Below are 23,721 nucleotides of genomic sequence, written 5' to 3' on the forward strand. Positions count from 1 at the left end.
CCCTCAATGTCCGAGCCGCGCCAGCACCTTCGCGGTGATGGCATCGGTGGTCAGGCCGAAATATTCGTAGAGCTTGTCGGCCGGGGCCGACGCCCCGAACCGGTCGATGCCGAAGCGCAGGCCGTCGACCATCGTATAGCGTTCCCAGCCGACCGTCGTACCTGCCTCGATCGAGACGCGCAGGATCTCGTCGGGGCGGGCGTGCGGCAGGACGTCCTCACGATAGGCGGCGTCCTGCGCATCGAAGCGCGACCAGCACGGCATCGACACGACATCGGCGCCGATCCCCTGCCCCTCCAGCTTCGCCGCGACGCCGAGCGCGATCTCGACCTCCGAACCGGTCGCAAGCAGGATGACGCGGCGGTCGGCATCGGCACCCTTCAGGCGATAGGCACCGCGCGCGCTGCGGTTCTCGGCCGCATCGGTGCGGACCTGCGGCAGATTCTGGCGCGACAGCGCGAGCAGCGACGGACCGTCGCGGCGTTGCACCGCCAGTTCCCAGCATTCCGCCGTCTCGACCGCATCGGCGGGACGATAGACGTCGAGGCCGGGGATCAGGCGCAGGCTCATCACATGCTCGATCGGCTGGTGGGTCGGGCCGTCCTCGCCCAGACCGATCGAATCATGCGTCATCACATAGACGACGCCGGCATTCTGCAGCGCCGAGAGGCGGATCGCCGGACGGGCATAGTCGGCAAAGACCAGGAAGGTACCGCCATAAGCGAGCACGCCGCCGTGCAGCGCCATGCCGTTCATCGCCGCCGACATGCCGAATTCGCGGATGCCGTAGTGGATGTAGCGGCCCGAATAGTCTTGGGCGGTGAGCGCGACCTGCGCCTTGGTCTGGGTATTGTTCGACGGGGTCAGGTCGGCCGAGCCGCCGATCGTCTCGGGCAGCGAGGCGTTGATCGCTTCGAGCGCCAGCGACGATGCGACGCGGGTCGCGATCTTCTTCGGCTCGGCGAGCAGCGCGTCGATATGGGCCTTGAGTGACCAGCCCTCGGGCAGTTTGTTGGCCATGCGGCGTTCGAATTCGGCGCGGTCGGCATGGGCCGAAAGGCGATCCTGCCATTCGGCGCGAACCGCACCGCCCCGGGCACCGATCGCCTTCCACGCATCGGTCAGCGCTTCGGGCAGGTGGAACGCCTCATGCTCCCATAGCAGAGCGGCGCGGGTGGCGAGGATTTCCTCGGCGCCGAGCGGCGAGCCATGGACCTTGTGGCTGCCGCCCTTGTTCGGCGCGCCCTTGCCGATGACGGTGCGGCAGCGGACCAGCGACGGGCGCGGATCGGCGGCGGCTTCGGCGAGCGCGCGATCGATATCGGCGAAGTCGTGGCCGTCACAGGCAACGACGTGCCAGCCGGTCGCGGCATAACGGGCGGCGACGTCCTCGCTGGTCGACAGGTCGGTCGACCCGTCGATGGTGATGCGGTTATCGTCCCACAGCACGTTCAGGCGGCCGAGCTTCAGATGTCCGGCTAGGCCGATCGCTTCGTGGTTGATGCCCTCCATCAGGCAGCCGTCGCCGGCGATCACCCAGGTGCGATGGTCGACCAGAGCATCGCCGAACACGGTGTTGAGGTGCCGCTCGGCAGTCGCCATGCCGACCGCCATCGCCAGCCCCTGCCCCAGCGGGCCGGTGGTGCATTCGATGCCGGGCAGCTCGAAATTCTCCGGGTGGCCGGCGCACGGGCTGCCGAGCTTGCGGAAGGCGGCGATGTCGTCGATCGTCGGCCGGGCATAGCCGGTCAGATGGAGGAGCGAATAGATCAGCATCGATCCATGGCCCGCCGACAGCACGAAGCGGTCGCGATCGGCCCAGTCCGGATCGGTCGGATCGAATTTCAGATAGTTCGACCACAGGACGGTGGCGACATCGGCCATGCCCATCGGCATGCCCGGATGACCGGAATTGGCGGCCTCGACCGCGTCCATCGACAAAACGCGGATGGCGTTGGCGAGTTCGAGCTGGGATATGGTCACGCGCACTCCTGTTGGGCGCCAGAGTCCTAAGGTTCGCGCGAGCCTTTGGAACCGTCGCGGCCCGCAGTCAACCGCCCAGACGAAGGGTTGTTTAACATGTATAGCAAGCGGAGATTTATCCGATGAACGACGCCCCCCATGCCGATGCCATTGCGCGGATCGAACATGCGCTGGTGCGGATCGAACGCGCGGCGCAATCGCGGGCGTTCGAGAACCACACGCTCGCCACCCGCCATGCCGCGCTGCGGTCGCGGATCGGCGATGCGATCGGCGCGCTGGATTCGGTGATCGCACGCGAAGCGGATGCCGACTGATGGGTCAGATCGCGCTGAGCGTCGCCGGACGCGAATATCAGGTCGGTTGCCGCGATGGCGAGGAGCCGAAGCTGCGCGCGCTGGGGGCGATGCTCGAACGCCACGCCGCCGCCGCACAGCGGGCGGCGGGCGGATCGGCGGAACGCACGCTGCTGTACATCGCGCTGATGGTCGCCGACGAGCTGGCCGAACGTGAGGAGAATCCGGCGGCGGGACTGTCGGCAGCGGTGCTCACGCAAATTGCCGAGCGACTCGAAACGGTTGCAGCGACCCTTGAGGAAGTGCCGCAGGATCGCTAAATAGGGGGTGGCGGGAACTGCCCGGTGCGAGCCATGCATAATCCCTGAGGCTATTTCTTCATCCATGGGGGTTGTCCCTGCGCAGATCCTGGTCTGACGTACATGATCCCCACCTGACGTACCGTGCGTCAGTGGATAACGCGGCCAACGGCCCATGGTGGTCCCGCCACCCCATGTTTCGCGTATGACGGTCGACAAACCCGCGCTGCGCAGCGAATTGCGCCGCTTGCGGCGGAGCTTCGTTGCGGGTGATCGTTCGCCGCTGGTGCCGCCGGGGCTGTTCCTGAACGCGTTGCGGCAAGGGATGATCGTCGCCAGCTATGTCCCGGTCGGCAGTGAAGCCGATCCGTCCCGTTTCGAGGCAGCGGCAGTCTATGCCGGGGCGACGCTCGCATGGCCGGTGGTCGTCGACCGCGAATCACCGATCCAGTTCCACACCGCGCCGGGCGGGCAGATGGTCGAAGGTCCGTTCGGGTTGCGACAACCGGCGGGCGATAGTGCGCCGGTCGTGCCCGACATCATCCTGACGCCGTTGCTGGGGTTCGATTCGCGCTGCAACCGACTGGGTCAGGGGGCAGGCCATTACGATCGCGCCTTTGCCGCATGGCCGGAGGCGCTGCGCATCGGTATCGCCTGGTCGGTGCAGCAGGTCGACGAACTGCCGCGCGATCCGTGGGACATGCCGCTCGACGCGATCGTCACCGAAACCGAACTGATCTTGCCGGGAGCCGCCGAATGAACGAACCGACATGGCGCAAGCCGGCGGGAGTGCTGGCGATCCTCGTGCTGCTGACCCTCTGGGCGATCGGGGTCGCAATGCTGTCGGGCGTGATCGGCGGCTGGCACTGGTTGCTGCAGCTCGGCTTCTACCTGATCGCCGGAATCGCATGGCTATGGGTGCTGCCGATGCGGGCGATGCTGCGGTGGATGGAGACCGGCCACTGGCGGTAGCGCCATCGCTTCGCAAGCAATGGCGCGAGTGACGGGGCTCGAACCCGCGACCTCCGGCGTGACAGGCCGGCGCTCTAACCAACTGAGCTACACCCGCTCTCTAGCGAGGAGGCGGCGTGTAGGGTAGCGAATCGCCGCTGTAAAGCGGGTATTTGGTCGCGACCGGTTTTTCCGGGTCAGTGGGCGAAGTTCGCAGTCAGGCGGACGCCGAAGATCAGCGCATTGTCGAGCGTCGGATCGAGGCCGGGATCGAGCACATATTGGGCATGCGGCTGCACGCCCAGCCAGTCGGTGACCGCGAAGCGATGGGTAAGTTCGATCGTGGTCTCGGCCTCGGGCGCCTCGCCGAAACGGGCAAATGCCAGTTCGCGACTGGCGCTGCCCGCCCCGGCCCATGCGATGGCGATGCCGCTGTCATCCGCAGGGCGGCCGCGGAGAAGCCCGTGGCCGACGATGCCGCCCGAGACGAAGCGGTCGAAGATGTTGGCCCGGCCACTCGCCGACCCCAGGCGGACAAAGGCACGCACGCCGCGATCGCGATCACCGATCAACTGCGCCTCGCCGCGCAGGTAGACGCCGTTGCTCGCAACCTGGCGCTCCGTGGCGGCGGCGACGCCGACATCGAACCGATCGTCGATCCGCGCGGTATAGCCCCATACGCCGGCCAGCAGGCGTAAATTGCCGAGTTCGACATCGCCCTCCCCGATCAACAGCGCGCCGTCGCCGCTGTGTAGCCCGACGTTCAGGCGGCGCGGAAAGGCCGGGTCGTTCGGCACGCCATCCGCCACCGCCGCGCGCAGCGTCAGCGCCTGACCGATCTTCACCTGTCCACGCACCGCAAGTCCGGTGCTGGGAAAGGTCGATGGGCCGTTCCGTCCACTCGTACCCAGATCGCTACCCATGCCAAACGCGCTGTTGACGAACAGCAGCGAGGTTTCCAGCGCGTCGAATTCGCTGTTGATATCGTACAGCCCCGCCTTGGCCGACCAGCGATCGTCCGGGCCGCGATGTTCGACCCATGCCTCCAGCACGCGCAGCAGCGGCATGCCCGCTTCGATACTGGACACGACCTGCGCGTCGCCGACGACGTCCCCGCTGAAGCTGGCGCCGTTGTTGTAGAAGCCATGGACCAGCGCAGTGGTGCGCCGCAGCCCGGCCAGTTGTTCGAGATCGGCTGTCGCGATGGCACTGGCATTGTGAATCCACCGACTGCCGCCGGATGCGCCGCCCGCCACCGACGTCAGAAGGTCTCCGGTATAGGCGAGCTGGACCAGTAACGGATCGTTGCGTTCGACAGTGGGCGGTTCGACATTGCCCGGGGCGCGTTCGACGCTGGGCGCGGCAACCTGGGCATGGGCGGCGGAGATGGACAGGCAACCCAACCCCAGCAGCCACCCCGCCAAGCGCATTCTTCCTGCCCTGCCCTGCCGTCCGATCATCATGCCCCGCCGATTCGATGACGGCATCATGAAGGGACCGACGCGAAGAAACTGCCGATCGACCAGCATGGTTCGGCGCGATGTGCCGTATCCGTCGAAGATATCTGGAAAATAACGCCGTGATGGCAAGGCGCCCGGCGCATCCAACGATGCGCCATGGCGCGAGTGACGGGGCTCGAACCCGCGACCTCCGGCGTGACAGGCCGGCGCTCTAACCAACTGAGCTACACCCGCTCTCTAGCGAGGAGGCGGCCTTTACGGAGCGGTGCCGGGGCTGTCAACGGCTCCGGCGACATTTGGCGCATTTCGTTGCGCGGGCGGCACGTCCTGCACCAGCGTGCCGTGTTCGAACAGGAACCCGGCGATGTCGGGTTTGCCGGCGCCCTTCAGCACCGTCTGAATGATGATGAGGAGCGGCACCGCCAGCAGTGCGCCGGGCGTGCCCCAGACCCATCCCCAGAAGCTGAGCGTTATCAGGATCATCAGCGGGTTGATCGTCAGCCGGTGACCGACGACGAGCGGGGTGATGACGTTCGCTTCCACCAGATGCGCGCCGATCATGATCGCAGCCGGCAGCAGCGCCCACCAGATGTCGGTGAAGGTCATCAGTCCGCCGACGGCAAGCAGCAGCGCGGCAAAGATCGGACCGAGATAGGGCACATAATTGAGCAGCGCGACGATGCCGCCCCACATCAGCGGCGTCGGCATGCCGACATACCACAGCGCCAGCGCGACGATGACGCCGAGCATCAGGTTGATCAAGGTGATCGTGCCGAGATAGGCCGAGGTATCGTCGACGACGTTCTGGATGACACGCGCGGTCGCCATCGCTCCGCCGAAGCTGCTGCGCCCGGTGATCGCGGCGCGGCGCAGGTCGGTCCAGCCGGCGAGAAAGAAATAGATGACGAGGATCGCGAAGAACATCTCCAGCAAGGCCGAGGGGGCCGAGGTGGTGACCACGTCGAGCAGCGATTGCGGCGGTGCGACGCTGCTGGTCGTCTGCCGCGCCGGAGCACTGGCGACGTTCGCGATCAGGCCGTTCACGAATTTTTCGAGGCTGGCATAGAAGTCGATCAACGGCGCGACATTTTCCTGCACCCGGTCGATGCGATCGGGCAGGATCGCTGCCCATCCCCATGCCGGCACGACGATCGATGCCAGCGCGCCATTGGCGACGATCAGGAACAGCAGCACGCAGAACAGCGCGGCAAGCGGCGCCGGCACCCGGTGGCGCTCCTGCCATTCGAGCAGCGGCACGAGCGCGATGGCGATGACGATCGCGGCGGTCAGCGGCAGGAAGAAACGCGCCCCGGCCTGCAGGGCGAATGGCAGCGCCAGTACCAGCCCGACCCCCGCGATCAGCGTCAGCGCCGCCAACAACCGGTCGCGGCGCAGTTCCTCGGTCGGGGCATCGACGACGGCATCGACCGGATCGGACGGTGGCGTCGCGGCGGTGCCGGTCGCGCCGGCCCGATCGACGCGCGTGGATTCTTCGAACGATTCTGCCATGTGCCCTAACCCCCCTGCACCGTCGCATGCCGTACCGGTGGCAACGACCGACGCATCCGCCCTAAACGCGCGACGCGTCAATTTGCGCCATGATGATGTCACGGATATGGGCAGCGCCCCGGCATGGCGCCGGCGGGGAGCGGGGATGATCGATCAGGACCGGATGACCGCGCGCGCGCTGCGCCCGATCGCGACCGATCTCGACCGGTTGTCGGCGATCGACCGGCGGCGGCGGCTGCTCCCGATCGCGGGCCGGGACTTTTCGTCGAACGATTATCTGGGGCTGAGCGAATCGCGGCAGCTGCGCGAGGCGGTGGCGGATGCGATCGCACGCGGCGTGCCGGTCGGATCGGGCGGATCGCGGCTGCTGCGCGGCAATCATGCCGAGCACGAAGCGCTGGAGCGCGAGGCGGCGGCGTTCTTCGGCAGCGAGGCGGCCTTGTGGTTCGGCAGTGGCTTTGCGGCCAATGCGGCGCTCCTCGCTACCTTGCCGCAGCGGGGCGACCTCATCGTCCATGATGCACTGATCCATGCCAGTGCGCATGACGGCATGCGGCTGGCCCGGGCACCTTCGGTCGCGGCGGGCCATAATGATCCGCAGGCGATCGAGGATGCGATTGCGCGTTGGCGGCGCGAGGGCGGAACCGGATCGCCGTGGATCGCGGTCGAGAGCCTGTACAGCATGGACGGCGACCAGGCGCCGCTCGACCAGTTGATCGCGGTGGCGGATCGGCACGAGGCGATGCTGCTGATCGACGAGGCGCATGCGACCGGTGTGTTCGGACCGGACGGACGTGGGCTGGCGGCGGGATATGAGGGGCGGCCGAACGTCGTGACGCTCAGAACCTGCGGCAAGGCGCTGGGCAGCGAGGGCGCGCTAGTGTGCGGGCCGGCACTGGTGTGCGATTTCCTCGTCAACCGGGCGCGCGGGTTCATCTTTTCGACCGCGCCTTCGCCGGTGATGGCGGCGGCGGTGCGGACAGGTTTGCGGGTGTTGCAGGACGAACCGGCGCGGCAGGCGCGGCTGGCGGCATTGGTCGATCATGCCGGCGAGAGACTGGGGCGGGTCGGCGCGACGGTCAGCGGGTCGCAGATCCTGCCGCTGATCGTCGGCGACGACGGCCGGGCGATGGCGCTGGCGGCGGCGGTGCAGGCGGCGGGGTTCGACGTGCGGGGCATCCGCCCGCCGACGGTACCGGCCGGTACCGCGCGGCTGCGCATTTCGGTGACGCTGAACGTCGACGAAACAGCGATCGACGGGTTGGCCGACAGGCTGGAGCAATTGCAGTGAACGTGATCGTCGTTACCGGGACCGATACCGATGTCGGCAAGACCGTGTTCGCCGCCGCGCTGACCGGGGCGCTGGGGGCATCCTATTGGAAACCGGTGCAGGCCGGGACCGATGACGGCACCGACCGCCAGCGCGTCGCGCGGCTGGCCGGAATCGCGCCCGAGCGTATCCTGCCCGAAGCATATGCGCTGGCCACCCCCTGTTCGCCACACCGCGCGGCCGAAATCGACGGAGTGACGATCGATCTCGACCGGCTGACCTTGCCCGAGGTCGAGGGACCGCTGGTGGTCGAGGGCGCGGGCGGCGTGCTGGTGCCGATCGTCGGGCGGACGACCTTCGGCGATCTGTTCGCACGATGGCAGCGGCCCGTGGTGTTGGTCGCGCGGACGGCGCTTGGCACGATCAACCACAGCCTGTTGTCGATCGAGGCGCTGCGCGCGCGCGGCGTGCCGTTAATCGGCATCGCCTTTATCGGCGACAGCGTTCCCGACAGCGAGGATACGATCGTCCGGCTGGGCAATACCCGGCGCCTGGGTCGCCTGCCCCGGCTCGAAACGCTCGACCCGGCGACGCTGGCCGAGGCGTTCGCCACCCATTTCGATCTGGAGGATTTTCGGTGAGTTCGTCGCCCGTCTGGCACCCCTTCACCCAGCACGGCTTGCAGGAGCCGATCCCGCAAATCGTACGCGGCGACGGGGCGGCGCTGTGGACGGCGGACGGGCGGCGGATCGTCGATGCGATTTCGTCGTGGTGGGTGACGACGCACGGCCACAATCATCCGCGCATCACCACCGCCATCGCCGAACAGGCGGGGCGGCTCGACCAGATCATCTTCGCCGGATACACGCACGAACCGGCGGAGGCACTGGCAGCGGGGCTGTGCGCGATGCTGCCGGATGCGCTGACCCGCGTGTTCTTCTCCGATTCGGGTTCGACCAGCGTCGAGGTCGCGCTGAAGATGGCGCTCGGATATTGGCGCAACCGGGGCGAGGATCGGCACCGCATCCTCGTGCTCGATCACGGCTATCATGGCGATACGATCGGGGCGATGTCGGTCGGGGCGCGGGGCGTGTTCAACCAGGCCTATGCCCCGCTGCTGTTCGATGTCGGATCGATCCCCTTCCCCGATGCCGGGCAGGAACAGACGACGTTCGATGCGCTGGCGGCGGCGTGCGCGGCTGGCGCGGCGGCGTTCATCGTCGAGCCGCTGGTGCTGGGGGCAGGCGGAATGCGCATATATCCGCCGGCCGTTCTCACCGAAATGCAGCGTATCTGTTCAGCTTACGGCGTATTGTTCATTGCCGATGAAGTGATGACCGGCTGGGGCCGCACGGGCACGCTGACCGCGTGCGAGCAGGCCGGGGTGGTGCCCGACCTGATGTGCCTGTCGAAAGGACTGACCGGCGGGGCGATCCCGCTGGCGGTAACGATGGCGACCGAGGCGATCTATCAGGCGCATTACGGACCGGACCGGGCGACGATGTTCTTTCATTCGTCGAGCTACACCGCCAACCCGATCGCCTGTGCCGCCGCCAATGCCAATCTGGCGATCTGGCGCGAGGAGCCGGTCGGGGAACGGATCGCGTCGCTGGCGGCCCGACAGGCGGAGCGGCTGGCGACGCTCGCGGACCATCCCCGCGTCGCCGATGCCCGCCAACTGGGCACGATCGCGGCGTTCGAACTGGACGGCGACGAAGGCTATCTATCCGACCGCGCGCCGAAATTGCTGGCGCGGTTTCGTGAGATGGGACTGTTGCTCCGGCCGCTCGGGTCGACGCTGTATGTCATGCCGCCCTATTGCATCGACGATGTCGATCTCGACGCGATCTATGCGGCGCTCGGCGCGGCGTGCGACGACGCCTGATCGATCGCGGCGGTCATCATCGACAGCCCCTGTTCGAGCGCGGCGATGCGGACCGCGCCGCGACCGATATCGCCGAAATGGCATTCGCGAGTCGTTTCCGGTCCGTCGCGCACGGCGCATCCGAAATGGACCAACCCGGCTTCGTCGCCCGGCGCCCCTGCCCCGGCAAAGCCGGTCACCGACAGTGCGATATCGGCGTCCGACCCGCGCAGCGCGCCGCGCGCCATGGCGAGCGCGACGTCGCGGCTGACCGCGCCGCAATCGTCGAGCATCTTGCGCTCGACGCCGAGCAGCTCGCACTTCGCCTTTTCGCTATAGACGACGAAGCCACGGTCGAAGGCATGCGACGCGCCCTCGACATCGGTCAGCAGCGCGGCGAGCATGCCGCCGGTGCAGCTTTCGGCTGTGGCAAGCGAGAGGTCGGCCTTGCACGCGGCTTCCAGTACGTCGGCGGCGACGCGATCGATGTGGTCGGGCAGGACGGGGGACAGCGTCTCGGTCATTTCGCGGCGTTCTTTCGGCGGGTTTCCCAACCCTTTTTCGCAGCGGCGGAGCGGTCGGTCGCCGGCCGGTCGGCAGCGGCACGGCCGCCGCGGCGCGACGATCCGTGGCTGTCGGGCTTGCCGCGACCCGAGCCGGATTTGTTGCCGCCGCCCGAATCCTTGTTCACCGTCGCCCAGGCCCGGCGTTCGGCTTCCTTCTCCGACAGCCCGCGTTCTTCATAGCCTTGCTCGATATGCTCGGCCTTGCGCTTCTGCTTGGTCGTATAGCTGCTCTTGTCGCCGCGCGGCATGACAGGTTCCTCTCGCTTTACGAAAGGATCAACTCTCAACGACTTGGCGTGGTTTCAGCCGCCGAGGATCGAAGTGTATAACGCATGATAGCGTTCGGCCATCGCCTCGACCGAGAAACGTTCGGCAACGCGCGCGCGACAGGCGGCGCGATCGATCTCCCCGATCCGGTCGATCGCGGCGATGGCCTGATCGAGATTGTCGACGAGGAAGCCGTTGACGCCGTCCTCGATCAATTCGGGCATCGATCCGCGGTTATAGGCGATTACCGGGGTGCCGCAGGCCATCGCCTCGACAACCGACAGGCCGAAGGGTTCGTCGAAGCCGATCAGGTGCAGGAGCGCGCGGGCACCGCCCAACAGGTCGGTGCGCGCCGTGCCGCCGACCGCGCCGTGATAGACGATCTGCTCACCATCGATATGCGGTTCGACCTGTTCGCGCCAATAACGTTCATCCTGGACGATGCCGGCCATGTGCAGTCGGCGACCGCTGGCCTGTCCCGCCGCGACCGCATCCGCCGCGCCCTTGTCGGGATGCATGCGGCCGAAGAAGAGGAGGTCGTTGCTGCCGGTCGGATCGAAGGGAAAGTCGGCAAGCGGGATGCCGTGATGGATCGTCGCGGCATAGCGCAGCGACGAGTGCCGGTCGGCATCGCTGATCGCGACATAGTGTACCCGGTCCTGATAGGGCGCGTACATCGGCAGGATGCGGTCGGAGGAAAAGCCGTGGATCGTCGTGACCATCGGCGTGTCGACCAGCCCCGAAAAGGCATGGGCGGGAAAATCGGCCTGGTTGTGGATCAGGTCGAACTCGCCGGCCCGTTCGAAGACATGGGCGAGATGCGCGAACTCCCACACCTTCGCATCGATCGACGGGTCTTCGCTATAGGGCGCGGGCACGACCCCGGCGAGCGTGCCCGACGTCTGGCTGTCGAGCGTCGCGAACAGGGTAACGTCGAGTCCGCACGCGACCAGCGCCTCTGTCAACAGGCTGGTGACCAGTTCCCACGGGCCGTAATGGCGCGGTGGCGTGCGCCACGCGATGGGGGCGAGCATGGCGATGCGCATCAGTCGACTTTCAGGATCAGGGCTTCGTCGGGGCGAAGGGTGGCGGCGGTCGCGGTGTCGTGCGTCGACAGCAGGACCGTGCCGGGTTCGAAGGCGATTGCGGCGGGCTGGTGACCAAGGTTGAGCACGATCCGGTAGCGATCGGTGCCGTCGTTGCGGACATAGGTCAGCACGTCGCCCTCGGCACGGACGTCGTGGATGGCGCCCGTGGCCAGTGCGGGGGTCGCACGGCGCAGGGCCAGCAGGCGGCGGTACAGGGTCAGCATCGAGTGCGGATCATCGGCCTGCGCCGCGACGTTCAGTGGCAGATGCGCCGGGTCGATCGGTAGCCATGGCGCACCGCTGGTAAAGCCGCCCTCCCCGGTCCATGGCAGCGGCGTACGCACCGGATCGCGACCGAGCCCCAGCCCCGGCTCGCGCAGTTCGCGCGGGTCCTGCACCTTGTCGGCGGGAACCTGCGCATCGGGCAGGCCCAGTTCGTCGCCCTGATACAAGGTCGGGGTACCACGCAATGTGAGCAGCAGCACCGCAGCGACCCTCGCTTGTGCGGCACCGACGCGGGTCGCGATGCGCGGGCGGTCGTGGTTGCCGAGCACCCAGTTGGGCCAGCCGCCTGTCGGCAGCGCCGCCTCATAGTCGGTGATGCGGTCGGCGAGTTCGGCGGCGTTCCAGCCGGCTTCGATCAGCTGGAAGTTGAAGGGCAGGTGGACTTCGGGCGCGTCAACCGACCCGTAATAGGTCATCAGCCTGGGCACCGGCAGATAGATTTCGCCGACCAGTACCGCGTCATAGCGATCGGCCAGTTCACGCATGTCGGCGGCGATGGCATGGACCTCGGGCTGGTCGGTCGAATGCAGCTGGAGGACGCGGTGCATCTCGCCCATGCCCTCGCGAAAGTCTGGGTTGGGCGGATTGTCGGGGAAATCGACGTGCTTGACCATGTGCCAGAGCACGTCGATCCGAAAGCCGTCGACGCCGCGTTCGAACCAGAAACGCATCGCGTCGAGCATCGCCGCGCGCAGATCGGGGTTGCGCCAATTGAGGTCGGGCTGCTGCGGCAGGAAGGCGCGCGAATAATATTGGCCGGTGGCTGGATCGAAGGTCCATGCCGGGCCGCCGAAGTCGCTGATCCAGTTGTTGGGCGGCCCGCCACCCGGCGCCGGATCGCGCCAGATATACCAGTCGCGCTTCGGATTGTCGCGCGACGACCGGCTTTCGACGAACCAGCGATGCTGGTCGGAGCTGTGGTTGGGCACGAAATCCAGCAGCACGCGCAGGCCCAACCCATGCGCCTTTGCCAGCAACGCGTCGAAATCGGCGAGCGTGCCGAAGCGCGGGTCGATGCCGGTATAGTCGGCGACGTCATAGCCAAAATCGGCCATGGGCGACGGGAAGATCGGCGAGATCCACAACGCGTCGACGCCCAGCGCCACCAGATGGTCGAGCCGGTCGGCGATGCCGCGCAGGTCGCCGATCCCGTCGCCGTCGCTGTCGGCGAAGGACCGGGGATAGATCTGGTAGATGGTGGCGGCGTGCCACCATGGTTGCGGAGGAGTAACGATCACCCGCGGACAAGCCGCCAGCGGGCAAAACGTTCCCTTATTCGAACTCCATGATGACGGCATCGACCGCAAGGCTGTCACCCGGTGCATGGGCGATGCGGGCGACGGTGCCGGGACGTTCGGCGCGCAGGATGTTTTCCATCTTCATCGCCTCCACCACCGCCAGCGGCTGTCCGGCCTCGACGCGCTGGCCTTCGGCCACCTCGACGCGGGTCAGCAGGCCGGGCATCGGGCAGAGCAGGAAGCGCGAAAGGTCGGGCGGGACCTTGGCGAGCATGTGCCGGGTCAGCGCGGCGACATGCGGCGGCAGGACGCGGAGGGTGTGGGTCGCGCCGCGCGTCGTCAGCTTCCAGCCGCCGATGGTGCGGGCGATGCGGGCAGTCAGTTCCTCGCCGTCGATACGCGCGGTCACGACCTGTTGCGAAGGGCGCCAGTGCAGGACGACGTCGAGCGGGGCGGCGTCATCGATGTTGACCAGCAATCCGCCTTCATAGCCATCGACACAGATGTCGTAGCGATGATCGCCGGCGATGACGATGCGGCGGGTCGACGGATACAGGCGCGTGCCGAGCTGCCCGTTGATCGAACTCGCCCGGTGCGTCTGTTCGATGTCGGCGACGACCGCGATCGCGGCCAGCTTACGGAGCAGCGCTTCGTCGGCGGGGGCGCCGTGGAAACCCTCGGGATATTCCTCGGCGATGAAGCCGGTGGTCAGCGCCCCTGCGCGGAAGCGGGGGTGCTGCATGATCGCCGAGAGGAAGTCGATATTGTTGCCGACCCCGGCCAGTTCGAACCGGTCGAGTGCGGCGACCTGCGCATCGATCGCGGCTTCGCGGGTCGGTGCCCAGGTGATCAGCTTCGCGATCATCGGGTCGTAGAACATGCTGACCCCGCCCCCCTCGACGACGCCGTCGTCGACGCGGGTGCGGGGAAGCTCCTCCCCGGCACGGGGAGGGGGACCAGCCGCAGGCTGGTGGAGGGGGGCTTCCTCTGGCGGTATCGTTTGTGGAGCACCCCCTCCACCCCGCCGCGGTGCGGCGCGGTCCCCCTCCCCGTGCCGGGGAGGATTGTAGCGGGTGAGGCGCCCGGTACTGGGCAGGAAGCCGCGATAGGGGTCTTCGGCATAGACGCGGTTTTCGATCGCCCAGCCGGTCAGCTTCACCTCATCCTGCGTAAAGGTGAGCGGTTCGCCCGCCGCGACACGGAGCATCTGTTCGACCAGATCGAGGCCGGTGATTTCCTCGGTCACCGGATGCTCGACCTGCAGCCGGGTGTTCATTTCGAGGAAGTAGAAGCTTTCGCCCGTCGTATCCGCGCCGGAGACGATCAGTTCGACGGTGCCCGCCGAATAATAGCCGACCGCACGCGCCAGTGCGACCGCCTGTTCGCCCATCGCCTTGCGCATCGCGGGCGTGACGAAGGGCGACGGCGCTTCCTCGACGACCTTCTGGTGGCGGCGCTGGATCGAGCATTCGCGCTCGCCGAGATAGACGATGTTGCCATGCTGGTCGCCCAGCACCTGGATTTCGATATGGCGCGGGCTTTCGATGAACTTTTCGATGAAGACGCGGTCGTCGCCGAAGCTGGCCAGCCCTTCGCGCTTGGTCGCCTCGAAGCCTTCTCGGACGTCCTGCTCGCTCCAGGCGAGGCGCATGCCCTTGCCGCCGCCACCGGCCGACGCCTTCATCATCACCGGATAGCCGATGTCGGTGGCGATGCGGACCGCCTGCTCGGTATCGGCGATCTCGCCCAGAAAGCCGGGGACGGCATTGACGCCGGCGGCTTGCGCCAGCTTCTTCGATTCGATCTTGTCACCCATCGCCGCGATGGCGTTCGGCGGGGGGCCGACGAAGGTGATGCCCGCGTCGGCACAGGCGCGGGCGAAGCTTTCGCGTTCCGACAGGAAGCCGTAGCCGGGATGGATACAGTCCGCGCCGGTCGCCTTGGCAGCGGCGAGGATCCGTTCGGGAAGGAGATAGCTTTGCGCGGCGGGCGCCGGCCCCAGCCGCACGCTCTCATCTGCCATCATCACGTGCGGGGCGCGTGCATCGGCATCGGAATAGACCGCGACCGTGGCAATCCCCATCCGCTTCGCGGTGCGCATCACGCGGCAGGCAATCTCGCCCCGGTTCGCGACCAAAATCTTCTTGAACAAATCGCTCTCCTAATCCGCCCTGTTTTTACAGGGTCAGCAGCATGACGCCTTGCGCATCGGTTCCTCGGCGACCATCGGCGTCATGCCCAGTTTGGCCAGCAGCGCCGCGTCGGCGTCGTCGCCGGCATTGCCCGTGGTCAGCAGCCGGTCGCCGGTGAAGATCGAATTGGCACCGGCCATGAAGCACAGCGCCTGCGTCGCATCCGACATGCTCTCGCGACCCGCCGACAGGCGGACCATGCTCATCGGCATGGTGATGCGGGCAACGGCGACGGTGCGGACGAATTCGATATCGTCGAGCTTGGCAAGCGGCGTGTCGGCGAGCATGTTGCCAAGTACCGTGCCCTTGACCGGGACCAGCGCATTGACCGGCACGCTTTCGGGATGGCGCGGCAGGGTGGCGAGGGCATGGACGAAGCCGACGCGATCGGCGCGGGTCTCGCCCATGCCGACGATGCCGCCGCAGCAGACGTTGATTCCCGCCTCACGCACATGCGCCAGCGTGTCGAGCCGGTCGTCGAACGTCCGGGTGGTGATGACGTTGGCATAGTTTTCGGGCGAGGTGTCGATATTGTGGTTGTAGTAATCGAGGCCCGCCTGCCCCAGCCGCTGCGCCTGATCCGGCGTCAGCATGCCGAGCGTCATGCAGGTTTCCATGCCCATGTCGCGCACGCCCTCGACCATCGCCACGATCTTGTCCATGTCGCGGTCCTTGGGGTTGCGCCATGCCGCGCCCATGCAGAAACGCTGCGAACCCGCGGCCTTGGCCTCCGCCGCGCTGGCGAGGACGGCGTCGACGTCCATCAGCTTTTCGGCCTTCAGCTGCGTGTCGGCGCTGGTCGATTGCGAGCAATAGCCACAATCCTCCGGGCAGCCGCCGGTCTTGATCGACAGCAGCGTGCAGAGCTGGACCTGCCCGACCGCATGATGCGCCCGGTGGACGGTCTGGGCGCGGAACATCAGTTCGTCGAACGGCAGGTCGAAGAGGTCGGAAATTTCCGCGCGGGTCCAGTCGGTACGTACCGCAGCACCGTCGTACCCCGGCGCGGGCCGGCGTCCAGTAACGACCGGGTTCGAAGGAGCCGCAACGTCGCCCAACTGAACCCCGGCCTTCGCCGGGGTACGGGTGGTTTCGGATTGAGCGGCAGTCATCACATTCATTCGACAGTTTCTCCGACCGGCGGGAGGTTGTGGCCGAGCAGTTTCAGCACCTCCGCCGCTGCATGGACCAGATTGGTGCCCGGTCCGAAAATCGCCGCCACCCCGGCTTCGCGGAGCAGCGCATAATCCTGTGGCGGGATGACCCCGCCGGCGATGACACGGATATCGGCGCGACCCGCCGCCGCCAAGCGCGCGATCAGTTCGGGGATCAGCGTATTGTGCCCCGCTGCGAGGCTGGAGGCGCCGACGACGTCGACCGCTTCCGCAATCGCCAGATCGGCGGTTTCCTGCGGCGTCTGGAACAGCGGGCCGGACACGACCTCGAACCCCAGATCGGCAAAGGCGCTGGCGACGACATTGGCGCCGCGGTCGTGACCGTCCTGCCCCATCTTGGCGACGAGGATGCGAGGCTTTCGGCCCAGCCGCCGCTCGACCGCAACGACCCCCTCGCCTGCCCGCACCCAGCCATCATCATCGGCGTGCGCCGGGCCGTAAATGCCCTTTACCGGCGTGACCGACACGGCATGGCGGCCGAAGGCGACCTCCATCGCCGCCGACATTTCGCCGAGCGTCGCCCGCGCCCGGGCAGCCGCGACGCACAGCGCGAGCAGGTTGGCATCGCCCGCCGCCCCGTCGCGCAGCGCACCGAGTGCCGCCTGCGTCGCGGCTTCGTCGCGGGTCGCGCGGACCTGTTCGATGCGGCGGATCTGGTCGGCGCGGACCTTGGCGTTGTCGATCGACAGGATGTCGATCGGCGTTTCCTCGGCCAGCCGGTATTTGTTGACGCCAACGATCACGTCCTCGGCACGGTCGACGCGGGCCTGGCGGGCGGCGGCGGCGCGTTCGATATGCTCCTTTGGCAGTCCCTTGTTCACGGCATCGATCATGCCGCCCGCCGCCTCGACCTGCTCGATCAGGGCCCATGCCTTGTCCGCCAGTTCCCTGGTCAGCGCCTCGACATAATAGCTGCCGCCCAGCGGATCGACGACATGGGTCATGCCGGTCTCTTCCTGCAATATCAGCTGCGTATTACGGGCGATGCGGGCGGAGAAGTCGGTTGGGAGCGCGACGGCCTCGTCCAGCGAGTTGGTGTGCAGCGACTGGGTCCCGCCGAAGGTTGCGGCCATCGCCTCCACGGTAGTGCGGATGACGTTGTTATACGGGTCCTGTTCGGTCAGCGACACGCCGCTGGTCTGGCAATGGGTGCGCAGCATCTGGCTGCGGGCGCTGCCGCCGAAATCGGCGATGATCCGGCTCCACAGGGTGCGTGCGGCGCGCAGCTTGGCGATCTCCATGAAGAAGTTCATGCCGATGCCGAAGAAGAAGGAGAGCCGCCCGGCGAACGCGTCGATATCCAGCCCGCGCGCCAGTGCCGCACGGACATAGGCCATGCCGTCGGCCAGCGTGAACGCCAGTTCCTGCACCGCGGTCGCCCCGGCTTCGTGCATGTGATAGCCGCTGATCGATATGCTGTTGAAGCGCGGCATGTGCTCGGCGGTATAGGCGATAATGTCCGACACGATCCGCATCGATGGCTCGGGGGGATAGATATACGTGTTGCGGACCATGAACTCCTTGAGAATGTCGTTCTGGATCGTGCCCGACAGCTTCTCCGGGCCTACCCCCTGCTCCTCCGCCGCGACGATGTAGAAGGCGAGGCAGGGCAGCACCGCGCCGTTCATCGTCATGCTGACCGACATGGTGTCGAGCGGGATGCCGTCGAACAGGATCTTCATGTCGTCGATCGTGTCGATCGCGACCCCGGCCTTGCCCACATCCCCCGCCACGCGCGGATGGTCGCTGTCGTAACCGCGATGGGTCGCAAGGTCGAAGGCGACCGACAGCCCCTTCTGCCCGGCGGCAAGGTTGCGGCGGTAGAAGGCGTTCGATTCCTCGGCAGTCGAGAAGCCGGCATATTGACGGATGGTCCATGGCCGGCCGGCATACATCGACGCCTTCACCCCGCGGGTGAACGGCGCGAAACCGGGCAGCCCGGGATCGGACGCGTCGGCGGCGGTGTAGAGCGGCTTGACCGCGATCCCTTCCGGCGTGTGCCAGGTGAGGTCGGCGTCCTTCACCTCACGCGCGGCGAGCTTCTGCCAGTCTTCGATCGTCGGGCCGGTCATTCGTGCTTCCCTAGCGCCCGGTGGGGGGACAAGTCGAGGTCGGTCATGTCAGCGCCCTTCGAACCGGGGAGTGCGTTTGGCGAGGAAGGCGGCGGTGCCTTCGCGGGCGTCGGCGCTGGCGGCGGCGCTGCGCTGCGCCTCCGCCTCGCGGACCATCGCCGCCGGATAGTCGTGGTCGAGCGCGTAACTAAGGTTGCGCCGGGTCAGGCCGAGCGCGACGGTCGGCCCTGCCGCCAGCCGGCGGGCAAGCGCCGTCGCTTCGTCGTCGAGCGCATCGGCGGCGACCACCGTGTGGATCATGCCCCAGTCGAGCGCGGTCGCGGCGGGCACACGCTCGCCGAGCAGCATCATCCGCGCCGCCCGCGCCCGGCCGATCAGGCGCGGCAGCATCCAACTGGCGCCGCCATCGGGAACGAGGCCGATATTGACGAAGGCCTGCAGGAAATAGGCGTCGTCGGACGCGACGCAGAAATCGGCGGCGAGCGCAAGGCTGCAACCGATGCCAGCCGCCGCACCGCGTACCGCGCTGACGATCGGTACCGGCAGGTCCGCGATCGCCTGCAGACAGGGATTGTAATGATCGATCAGCGCATGATGGGTCGCGGCGGGTGCGTCACCGGCGGCCTGCACCGCCGCAACGTCCGCGCCCGAGCAGAAGGCGCGCCCTTCGCCGGTCAGCAGCACCGCACGCGCGTCGCCTAGATTGGACAGCGCATCGCGGATCGCATCGAACATCGCCGGCGGGGCGGCGTTCAGCCGCTCGGGCCGGTCGAGCGTGATGCGCAGCACGTCGCCATCGCGCTTCGCCCGGATATCGCCTGCCATCGAATCGCTCTCCCGTATCATTTGATACGGTTCTGCGGAAAGGTAACGGCGATTGCCAGCGCAAACGAACCGTGGCGGGGGACACCCCCGCCACGGACCACTTACCAGAAGATGTCGTATTCGACGTCGACGACCTGCCCCGAGCGGATATCAACGAGCAGCGCGTCGTTGTAATAGCGCACCCAGCGATACGGTCCCCACGCCTCGGGCAGGCGATAATAGAAGGGATCGTTGATCCAGTAGTTCGACCCGAACAGGAACGAATTCAACCGGACGCCGACGCCGAAGCGACGATAGCCATAGCCCCAGCCCTGTGGCGCATAATAGCGCGGCAGACGGTAGAGACTGCGGTTGCGTTCGCGGTAGCGGTTCCAGTCATAGCGGTCGTCGCGCCGCCAGCCGCGATCCCATTGGCCGTTATTGCCCCAGCCGCCACGATCCCGGCCATCGCGATTCCAGTCGCGGTCGCGCTGCGCCCAGCCATTGCCATCCCACTGGTCGCGGCGGAGCTGTTCGCGCCGCCACTGTTCGCGGCGATCGCGTTCCTGCACACCGCGACCGTCGCGACGCGGCCATTCGCGGCGCAGCGCCTCGCGATCGATCTGGCCCTGCGCGTCACGCGGCGGGTCGCGGCGTTCGAAACGGTCGGCCATGTCGGACTTGGGCGGACGCTGCCAGCCACGATCGGGCTGGCCCGGCTGCGGCGCGCGCCGCCAGCCGCGATCCTCGCGCTGTTCGCGTTGGCCCTGTTGCCACTGACCGCGCAGTACGTCGCGATCGATCTGCCCCTGTCCGTCGCGCGGCGGATCGCGCCGTTCGAAGCCGGGACCGCGATCGGGCCGGTCGCCGCGCGGTTCGAAGCGGGGCGATTCGCGGCGCTGTTCGGGGCGCGGCGCGGGTGCTTCTACGCGAATGTCGTTGCGGAATTCGGCGCGGGCGGACGGCGTCTCGCCACCCGGCGAACGCTCGATCCGCTCGCGCATGCGGGGCCCCCGCCCCTCACGCTCGGGCTGCGCCATCGCCGCGCTCGGGACCAAGGCGGTCACGCTCAGCAACGCCAGCAGGAAACGGTTCTTCATCTCGGCTTCCCTCCACCGCCGGATGTCGCCGGCTTCGATGATGCCGGCATAGGACAAGTGCGATCAACCGTGGCTGAATGGCGATGACAGCCGATTGAAAGAATTGACGGCTATGGCGTCTGAGGGGTCAGTGCGGGCGTTTCGCGTGCCGCTTCGGCAGGGTCGATCCCGGGCTGCGGCGGGGGTGCGAGGGTCGCGTCGCCGCGCGCGGCGGCGGCCGCCTGTCGCACCGCATCGATCAGCCGGGGATAGATGCCGCAGCGACACAAATTGGTGAGCGCCGCCGCGATCGTCGCTTCGTCCGGATCGCGGTTCGCGCGCAGCAGCGCGGCAGTCGCCATGACGAAGCCGGGAATACAGTAACCGCATTGCACGACCTGCGCCGCGAGGAACGCGGCCTGGACCGGGTGGCTGCGGTCGCGGGCCAGCCCCTCGATCGTGGTGACGAACGTTCCCTCGATGCCGCCGATCGTGACTTGGCAGGACTTTAGCGCGCGCCCGTCGATATCGACGGTGCAGGCCCCGCAATGCCCGGTGCCGCACCCATATTTGGTGCCGGTCAGGTTCGACACGTCGCGCAGCGCCCACAGCAGCGGCGTTTCGGGGTCGAGCCGGTATTCCTGCGGCAGGTTGTTGACGGTGAACCGGGTCATGGCGTCGGCCTTGTAGGAAGGATCGTGCGCCCGCGCCAACCCCCATGGATCGGGAAACGGGTCGTTTCATTCCGCGATCTTGTCGGTCTGTCCGGGCGGGGCAATGTTTTCGCCATGACCTTACCATCGCTATTCGTGCCGCATGGCGGCGGCCCCTGTTTCTTCCTGCATCCCGGCGAGGCGCCGGATCCGATGTGGCGTCCGATGCAGGCCTATCTTGCCAAAGTGATCGCGTCGCTGCCCGAACGGCCGCGCGCGATCCTGATGATCTCCGGCCATTGGGAGGCGCCGGTGCCGACCGTCCATGTCGGCGAGCGGCCCGTGTTGCTGTTCGATTATTACGGCTTTCCCGAACACACCTATCGCCTGCGCTGGGATGCTGCCGGTGCTCCGGACGTCGCGCGACGGGCGGCGGGGCTGTTGCAGGCGGCGGGCTTCGCGACGGCGGAGGAGGCACAGCGCGGATGGGATCACGGCGTGTTCATTCCGATGATGGTCGCGGTGCCGGGGGCCGATATTCCATTGGCGCAATTGTCGCTCGACCGGTCGCTCGATCCGGCGGCGCATATCGCGATGGGACGGGCGCTGGCCCCGTTGCGCGACGAAGGGGTGTTGATCGTCGGGTCGAGCATGAGTTTTCACAACCTGCGCGCCCGCGGCCCATCGGTCACGCCGGTTGCCGATGCATGGGACCGGGCGCTGACCGCGGCGGTGACCGATCCCGATCCGGCGCGGCGGGCGGCACGGGTCGCCGGTTGGGAGCACCTGCCCCATGCCCGTTTCGCGCATCCCGAGGCGGAGCATCTGCTGCCGCTGATGGTCGCGCTGGGAGCGGGCGGCGACGGGCCCGCGATCTGCGACTATCGCGATACGGTGATGGGCTGGGTCGTGTCGGGCTATCGCTTCGGGTGACGCAAGAATGTTGCGCTTTGCCGCGTCCTGCTGGCACAAGGGCGGAAACGCCCATCAAGGGGCCAGGGAGAGACGATGCTCGAAGCACTCGAAGCGTTGGAACAGCGGCGCGAGGCAGCCCGTGCCGGCGGCGGTGAGAAACGCGTCGCCGCGCAACATGCCAAGGGCAAGCTGACCGCGCGCGAACGGTTGGACGTGTTCCTCGACGAAGGGTCGTTCGAGGAACTCGACATGTATGTCGAACATAACTGCGTCGATTTCGGCATGCCGGCGCAGGTCGTTCCGGGCGACGGGGTGGTGACGGGGTCGGGCACGGTCAACGGTCGGCTGGTCTATGTCTTCAGCCAGGACTTCACCGTGTTCGGCGGGTCGCTGTCCGAACGCCATGCGCAGAAGATCTGCAAGATCATGGATATGGCGATGAAGGTCGGCGCGCCGGTCATCGGGCTGAACGACTCGGGTGGCGCCCGCATCCAGGAGGGCGTCGCATCGCTCGGCGGCTATGCCGAGGTGTTCCAGCGCAACGTGCTGGCGTCGGGCGTCGTGCCGCAACTCAGCCTGATCATGGGGCCATGCGCGGGCGGTGCGGTCTATTCGCCGGCCATGACCGACTTCATCTTCATGGTGAAGGATTCGAGCTACATGTTCGTGACCGGGCCCGACGTGGTGAAGACGGTGACGAACGAGGTGGTGACCCAGGAGGAACTGGGCGGGGCGATCACCCACACCACCAAGTCGTCGGTTGCCGATTGCGCGTTCGAAAATGATATCGAGGCGCTGCTGGCGGCGCGCGACTTTGTCGACTTCCTGCCCGCCAACAATCGCAGCGGCGTGCCGGCGCGGCCGAGCGACGATCCATGGGACCGGATCGAACCCAGCCTCGACACGCTGATCCCGCCGAGCGCGAACCAGCCCTATGACATGCACGAGCTGATCGTGCGGACGCTGGACGATGGCGAGTTCTTCGAACTGCAGCCGGCGCATGCCGGCAACATCATCATCGGCTTCGGACGGATCGAGGGACGGACCGTCGGCATCGTCGCCAACCAGCCGATGGTGCTGGCCGGGTGTCTCGACATCAATTCGTCGAAGAAGGCGGCACGGTTCGTACGCTTCTGCGATGCGTTCGAGATACCGATCGTGACCTTTGTCGACGTGCCGGGCTTCCTGCCGGGGGTGGGCCAGGAGCATTCGGGCATCATCAAGCATGGCGCGAAGCTGCTATTCGCCTATGCCGAGGCGACGGTGCCGAAGATCACGGTCATCACCCGCAAGGCCTATGGCGGGGCCTATGACGTGATGGCGTCGAAGCATCTGCGTGGCGACCTGAATTATGCGTGGCCGACCGCCGAGATCGCGGTGATGGGTGCGAAGGGCGCGGTCGAGATCATCTTCCGGTCGAAGGATCCGGAAGAGGTCGCGGCGCGGACGGCGGAATATGAGGCGCGCTTCGCCAACCCGTTCGTGGCGGCGAGCAAGGGGTTCATCGACGAGGTGATCCTGCCGCATTCGACGCGGCGGCGGGTGGCACTGGGTCTGCGCAAGCTGCGGAACAAGAAGCTGGAAAACCCATGGAAGAAGCATGACAATATTCCGCTCTAAAATCCTCCCCGCTTTGCGGGGAGGGGGACCAGCGCAGCTGGTGGAGGGGGGTGGCCTGCATCGCTACGGTTGCGCTTCGCTGACATCCCCCTCCACCATCCGTTGCGCGGACGGTCCCCCTCCCCGTGCCGGGGAGGA

22 protein-coding genes and 2 tRNA genes are annotated in these 23,721 nt (G+C 67.2%); 9 read left to right on the forward strand and 15 right to left on the reverse strand.

Translation table 11 applies throughout. The features are described from left to right. Positions 1 to 3 precede the first annotated feature (3 nt). Positions 4 to 1,983 (reverse strand): transketolase, encoded by a 1,980-nt coding sequence (tkt, locus tag MF607_RS01840; RefSeq protein WP_242115691.1) that lies wholly within the window; start codon positions 1,981 to 1,983, stop codon positions 4 to 6. 122 nt (positions 1,984 to 2,105) lie between these two features. Here tkt and MF607_RS01845 point away from each other — a divergent pair, with 122 nt between their 5' ends. The 4 genes from MF607_RS01845 to MF607_RS01860 all read left to right on the forward strand — a co-directional run bounded on the left by MF607_RS01845 (position 2,106) and on the right by MF607_RS01860 (position 3,547). After that, positions 2,106 to 2,297: a hypothetical protein gene (locus tag MF607_RS01845; protein WP_242115692.1), complete on the forward strand. Its 192-nt coding sequence runs from the start codon at positions 2,106 to 2,108 to the stop codon at positions 2,295 to 2,297. After that, complete coding sequence (locus MF607_RS01850; RefSeq protein ID WP_242115693.1) at positions 2,297 to 2,596, forward strand: cell division protein ZapA; 300 nt, start codon at positions 2,297 to 2,299, stop codon at positions 2,594 to 2,596. The genes MF607_RS01845 and MF607_RS01850 overlap by 1 nt, the downstream gene beginning before the upstream one ends. A gap of 184 nt (positions 2,597 to 2,780) precedes the next feature. Then, positions 2,781 to 3,335 carry a 5-formyltetrahydrofolate cyclo-ligase gene (locus MF607_RS01855; protein WP_242115694.1) on the forward strand — a complete coding sequence of 185 codons (555 nt, stop codon included), beginning with the start codon at positions 2,781 to 2,783 and terminating at the stop codon, positions 3,333 to 3,335. After that, positions 3,332 to 3,547, forward strand: a complete 216-nt coding sequence (locus MF607_RS01860) for a DUF2842 domain-containing protein (RefSeq protein WP_242115695.1) — start codon at positions 3,332 to 3,334, stop codon at positions 3,545 to 3,547. The genes MF607_RS01855 and MF607_RS01860 overlap by 4 nt, the downstream gene beginning before the upstream one ends. Before the next feature lie 20 nt (positions 3,548 to 3,567). Here the strand turns inward: MF607_RS01860 and MF607_RS01865 are convergent. The 4 genes from MF607_RS01865 to MF607_RS01880 all read right to left on the reverse strand — a co-directional run bounded on the left by MF607_RS01865 (position 3,568) and on the right by MF607_RS01880 (position 6,495). Further along, positions 3,568 to 3,644, reverse strand: a tRNA-Asp gene (locus MF607_RS01865). 79 nt (positions 3,645 to 3,723) lie between these two features. Next, positions 3,724 to 4,950 (reverse strand): carbohydrate porin, encoded by a 1,227-nt coding sequence (locus tag MF607_RS01870; RefSeq protein ID WP_242115696.1) that lies wholly within the window; start codon positions 4,948 to 4,950, stop codon positions 3,724 to 3,726. Between the two features lie 193 nt (positions 4,951 to 5,143). Next, positions 5,144 to 5,220: transfer RNA gene (locus MF607_RS01875), tRNA-Asp, on the reverse strand. A 21-nt stretch (positions 5,221 to 5,241) separates the two neighbouring features. Beyond that, positions 5,242 to 6,495 carry an AI-2E family transporter gene (locus MF607_RS01880; protein ID WP_242115697.1) on the reverse strand — a complete coding sequence of 418 codons (1,254 nt, stop codon included), beginning with the start codon at positions 6,493 to 6,495 and terminating at the stop codon, positions 5,242 to 5,244. A 163-nt stretch (positions 6,496 to 6,658) separates the two neighbouring features. On the opposite strand from MF607_RS01880, the gene MF607_RS01885 reads away from it, so the two are divergent. The 3 genes from MF607_RS01885 to MF607_RS01895 are packed head-to-tail and all read left to right on the forward strand — an operon-like array spanning position 6,659 to position 9,650. Then, complete coding sequence (locus MF607_RS01885; RefSeq protein WP_242115918.1) at positions 6,659 to 7,786, forward strand: 8-amino-7-oxononanoate synthase; 1,128 nt, start codon at positions 6,659 to 6,661, stop codon at positions 7,784 to 7,786. Next, complete coding sequence (gene bioD, locus MF607_RS01890) at positions 7,777 to 8,406, forward strand: dethiobiotin synthase (protein ID WP_431311888.1); 630 nt, start codon at positions 7,777 to 7,779, stop codon at positions 8,404 to 8,406. Before MF607_RS01885 ends, bioD begins: the two co-directional genes overlap by 10 nt. After that, positions 8,403 to 9,650, forward strand: coding sequence for an adenosylmethionine--8-amino-7-oxononanoate transaminase (locus MF607_RS01895; RefSeq protein WP_242115699.1), 1,248 nt, complete (start codon positions 8,403 to 8,405; stop codon positions 9,648 to 9,650). Before bioD ends, MF607_RS01895 begins: the two co-directional genes overlap by 4 nt. Here the strand turns inward: MF607_RS01895 and MF607_RS01900 are convergent. From MF607_RS01900 to MF607_RS01945, 10 genes are all read right to left on the reverse strand, one after another. Beyond that, positions 9,614 to 10,153: a CinA family protein gene (locus MF607_RS01900; RefSeq protein ID WP_242115700.1), complete on the reverse strand. Its 540-nt coding sequence runs from the start codon at positions 10,151 to 10,153 to the stop codon at positions 9,614 to 9,616. The two genes, MF607_RS01895 and MF607_RS01900, sit on opposite strands and share 37 nt — an antisense overlap. Continuing rightward, entirely contained in the window at positions 10,150 to 10,443 is a 294-nt protein-coding gene (locus tag MF607_RS01905; RefSeq protein WP_242115701.1) for a plasmid stabilization protein, read from the reverse strand. Before MF607_RS01905 ends, MF607_RS01900 begins: the two co-directional genes overlap by 4 nt. A 54-nt stretch (positions 10,444 to 10,497) precedes the next feature. Beyond that, on the reverse strand, positions 10,498 to 11,508 hold the full coding sequence (locus MF607_RS01910) for a glycosyltransferase family 4 protein (protein ID WP_242115702.1): 1,011 nt from the start codon (positions 11,506 to 11,508) through the stop codon (positions 10,498 to 10,500). Next, positions 11,508 to 13,073 carry an alpha-amylase family glycosyl hydrolase gene (locus MF607_RS01915; protein WP_242115703.1) on the reverse strand — a complete coding sequence of 522 codons (1,566 nt, stop codon included), beginning with the start codon at positions 13,071 to 13,073 and terminating at the stop codon, positions 11,508 to 11,510. The genes MF607_RS01910 and MF607_RS01915 overlap by 1 nt, the downstream gene beginning before the upstream one ends. 34 nt (positions 13,074 to 13,107) lie before the next feature. Further along, positions 13,108 to 15,225: an acetyl-CoA carboxylase biotin carboxylase subunit gene (locus tag MF607_RS01920; protein WP_242115704.1), complete on the reverse strand. Its 2,118-nt coding sequence runs from the start codon at positions 15,223 to 15,225 to the stop codon at positions 13,108 to 13,110. A gap of 33 nt (positions 15,226 to 15,258) precedes the next feature. Next, positions 15,259 to 16,380 (reverse strand): biotin synthase BioB, encoded by a 1,122-nt coding sequence (gene bioB / locus MF607_RS01925; protein ID WP_242115705.1) that lies wholly within the window; start codon positions 16,378 to 16,380, stop codon positions 15,259 to 15,261. A 2-nt stretch (positions 16,381 to 16,382) separates the two neighbouring features. After that, positions 16,383 to 18,512: a methylmalonyl-CoA mutase gene (gene scpA / locus MF607_RS01930; protein WP_242115706.1), complete on the reverse strand. Its 2,130-nt coding sequence runs from the start codon at positions 18,510 to 18,512 to the stop codon at positions 16,383 to 16,385. Positions 18,513 to 18,560: 48 nt separating this feature from the next. Further along, positions 18,561 to 19,337 (reverse strand): enoyl-CoA hydratase-related protein, encoded by a 777-nt coding sequence (locus tag MF607_RS01935; protein ID WP_242115707.1) that lies wholly within the window; start codon positions 19,335 to 19,337, stop codon positions 18,561 to 18,563. Positions 19,338 to 19,438: 101 nt separating this feature from the next. Next, positions 19,439 to 20,416, reverse strand: a complete 978-nt coding sequence (locus MF607_RS01940) for an RcnB family protein (RefSeq protein ID WP_242115708.1) — start codon at positions 20,414 to 20,416, stop codon at positions 19,439 to 19,441. Between the two features lie 110 nt (positions 20,417 to 20,526). Beyond that, entirely contained in the window at positions 20,527 to 21,069 is a 543-nt protein-coding gene (locus tag MF607_RS01945) for a (2Fe-2S)-binding protein (protein ID WP_242115709.1), read from the reverse strand. Positions 21,070 to 21,183: 114 nt separating this feature from the next. Here MF607_RS01945 and MF607_RS01950 point away from each other — a divergent pair, with 114 nt between their 5' ends. Next, entirely contained in the window at positions 21,184 to 21,981 is a 798-nt protein-coding gene (locus MF607_RS01950) for a DODA-type extradiol aromatic ring-opening family dioxygenase (RefSeq protein WP_242115710.1), read from the forward strand. Positions 21,982 to 22,056: 75 nt separating this feature from the next. Continuing rightward, on the forward strand, positions 22,057 to 23,583 hold the full coding sequence (locus MF607_RS01955) for an acyl-CoA carboxylase subunit beta (RefSeq protein WP_242115711.1): 1,527 nt from the start codon (positions 22,057 to 22,059) through the stop codon (positions 23,581 to 23,583). Positions 23,584 to 23,721: the final 138 nt, after the last annotated feature.

The sequence above is a fragment of the Sphingomonas lacusdianchii genome, from assembly GCF_022664395.1.
Classification (GTDB): Bacteria; Pseudomonadota; Alphaproteobacteria; order Sphingomonadales; family Sphingomonadaceae; genus Sphingomonas; species Sphingomonas lacusdianchii.

Bases quoted from the DNA above. Each gene is read 5' to 3' on its own strand.
- MF607_RS01845 (WP_242115692.1), top strand. From the start codon at position 2,106: ATGAACGACGCCCCCCATGCCGATGCCATTGCGCGGATCGAACATGCG.
- MF607_RS01905 (WP_242115701.1), bottom strand. From the start codon at position 10,443: ATGCCGCGCGGCGACAAGAGCAGCTATACGACCAAGCAGAAGCGCAAG.
- MF607_RS01855 (WP_242115694.1), top strand. From the start codon at position 2,781: ATGACGGTCGACAAACCCGCGCTGCGCAGCGAATTGCGCCGCTTGCGG.
- MF607_RS01950 (WP_242115710.1), top strand. From the start codon at position 21,184: ATGACCTTACCATCGCTATTCGTGCCGCATGGCGGCGGCCCCTGTTTC.
- MF607_RS01885 (WP_242115918.1), top strand. From the start codon at position 6,659: ATGACCGCGCGCGCGCTGCGCCCGATCGCGACCGATCTCGACCGGTTG.
- MF607_RS01880 (WP_242115697.1), bottom strand. From the start codon at position 6,495: ATGGCAGAATCGTTCGAAGAATCCACGCGCGTCGATCGGGCCGGCGCG.
- scpA (WP_242115706.1), bottom strand. From the start codon at position 18,512: ATGACCGGCCCGACGATCGAAGACTGGCAGAAGCTCGCCGCGCGTGAG.
- MF607_RS01850 (WP_242115693.1), top strand. From the start codon at position 2,297: ATGGGTCAGATCGCGCTGAGCGTCGCCGGACGCGAATATCAGGTCGGT.
- MF607_RS01945 (WP_242115709.1), bottom strand. From the start codon at position 21,069: ATGACCCGGTTCACCGTCAACAACCTGCCGCAGGAATACCGGCTCGAC.
- MF607_RS01935 (WP_242115707.1), bottom strand. From the start codon at position 19,337: ATGGCAGGCGATATCCGGGCGAAGCGCGATGGCGACGTGCTGCGCATC.
- MF607_RS01940 (WP_242115708.1), bottom strand. From the start codon at position 20,416: ATGAAGAACCGTTTCCTGCTGGCGTTGCTGAGCGTGACCGCCTTGGTC.
- MF607_RS01900 (WP_242115700.1), bottom strand. From the start codon at position 10,153: ATGACCGAGACGCTGTCCCCCGTCCTGCCCGACCACATCGATCGCGTC.
- MF607_RS01910 (WP_242115702.1), bottom strand. From the start codon at position 11,508: ATGCGCATCGCCATGCTCGCCCCCATCGCGTGGCGCACGCCACCGCGC.
- MF607_RS01955 (WP_242115711.1), top strand. From the start codon at position 22,057: ATGCTCGAAGCACTCGAAGCGTTGGAACAGCGGCGCGAGGCAGCCCGT.
- MF607_RS01860 (WP_242115695.1), top strand. From the start codon at position 3,332: ATGAACGAACCGACATGGCGCAAGCCGGCGGGAGTGCTGGCGATCCTC.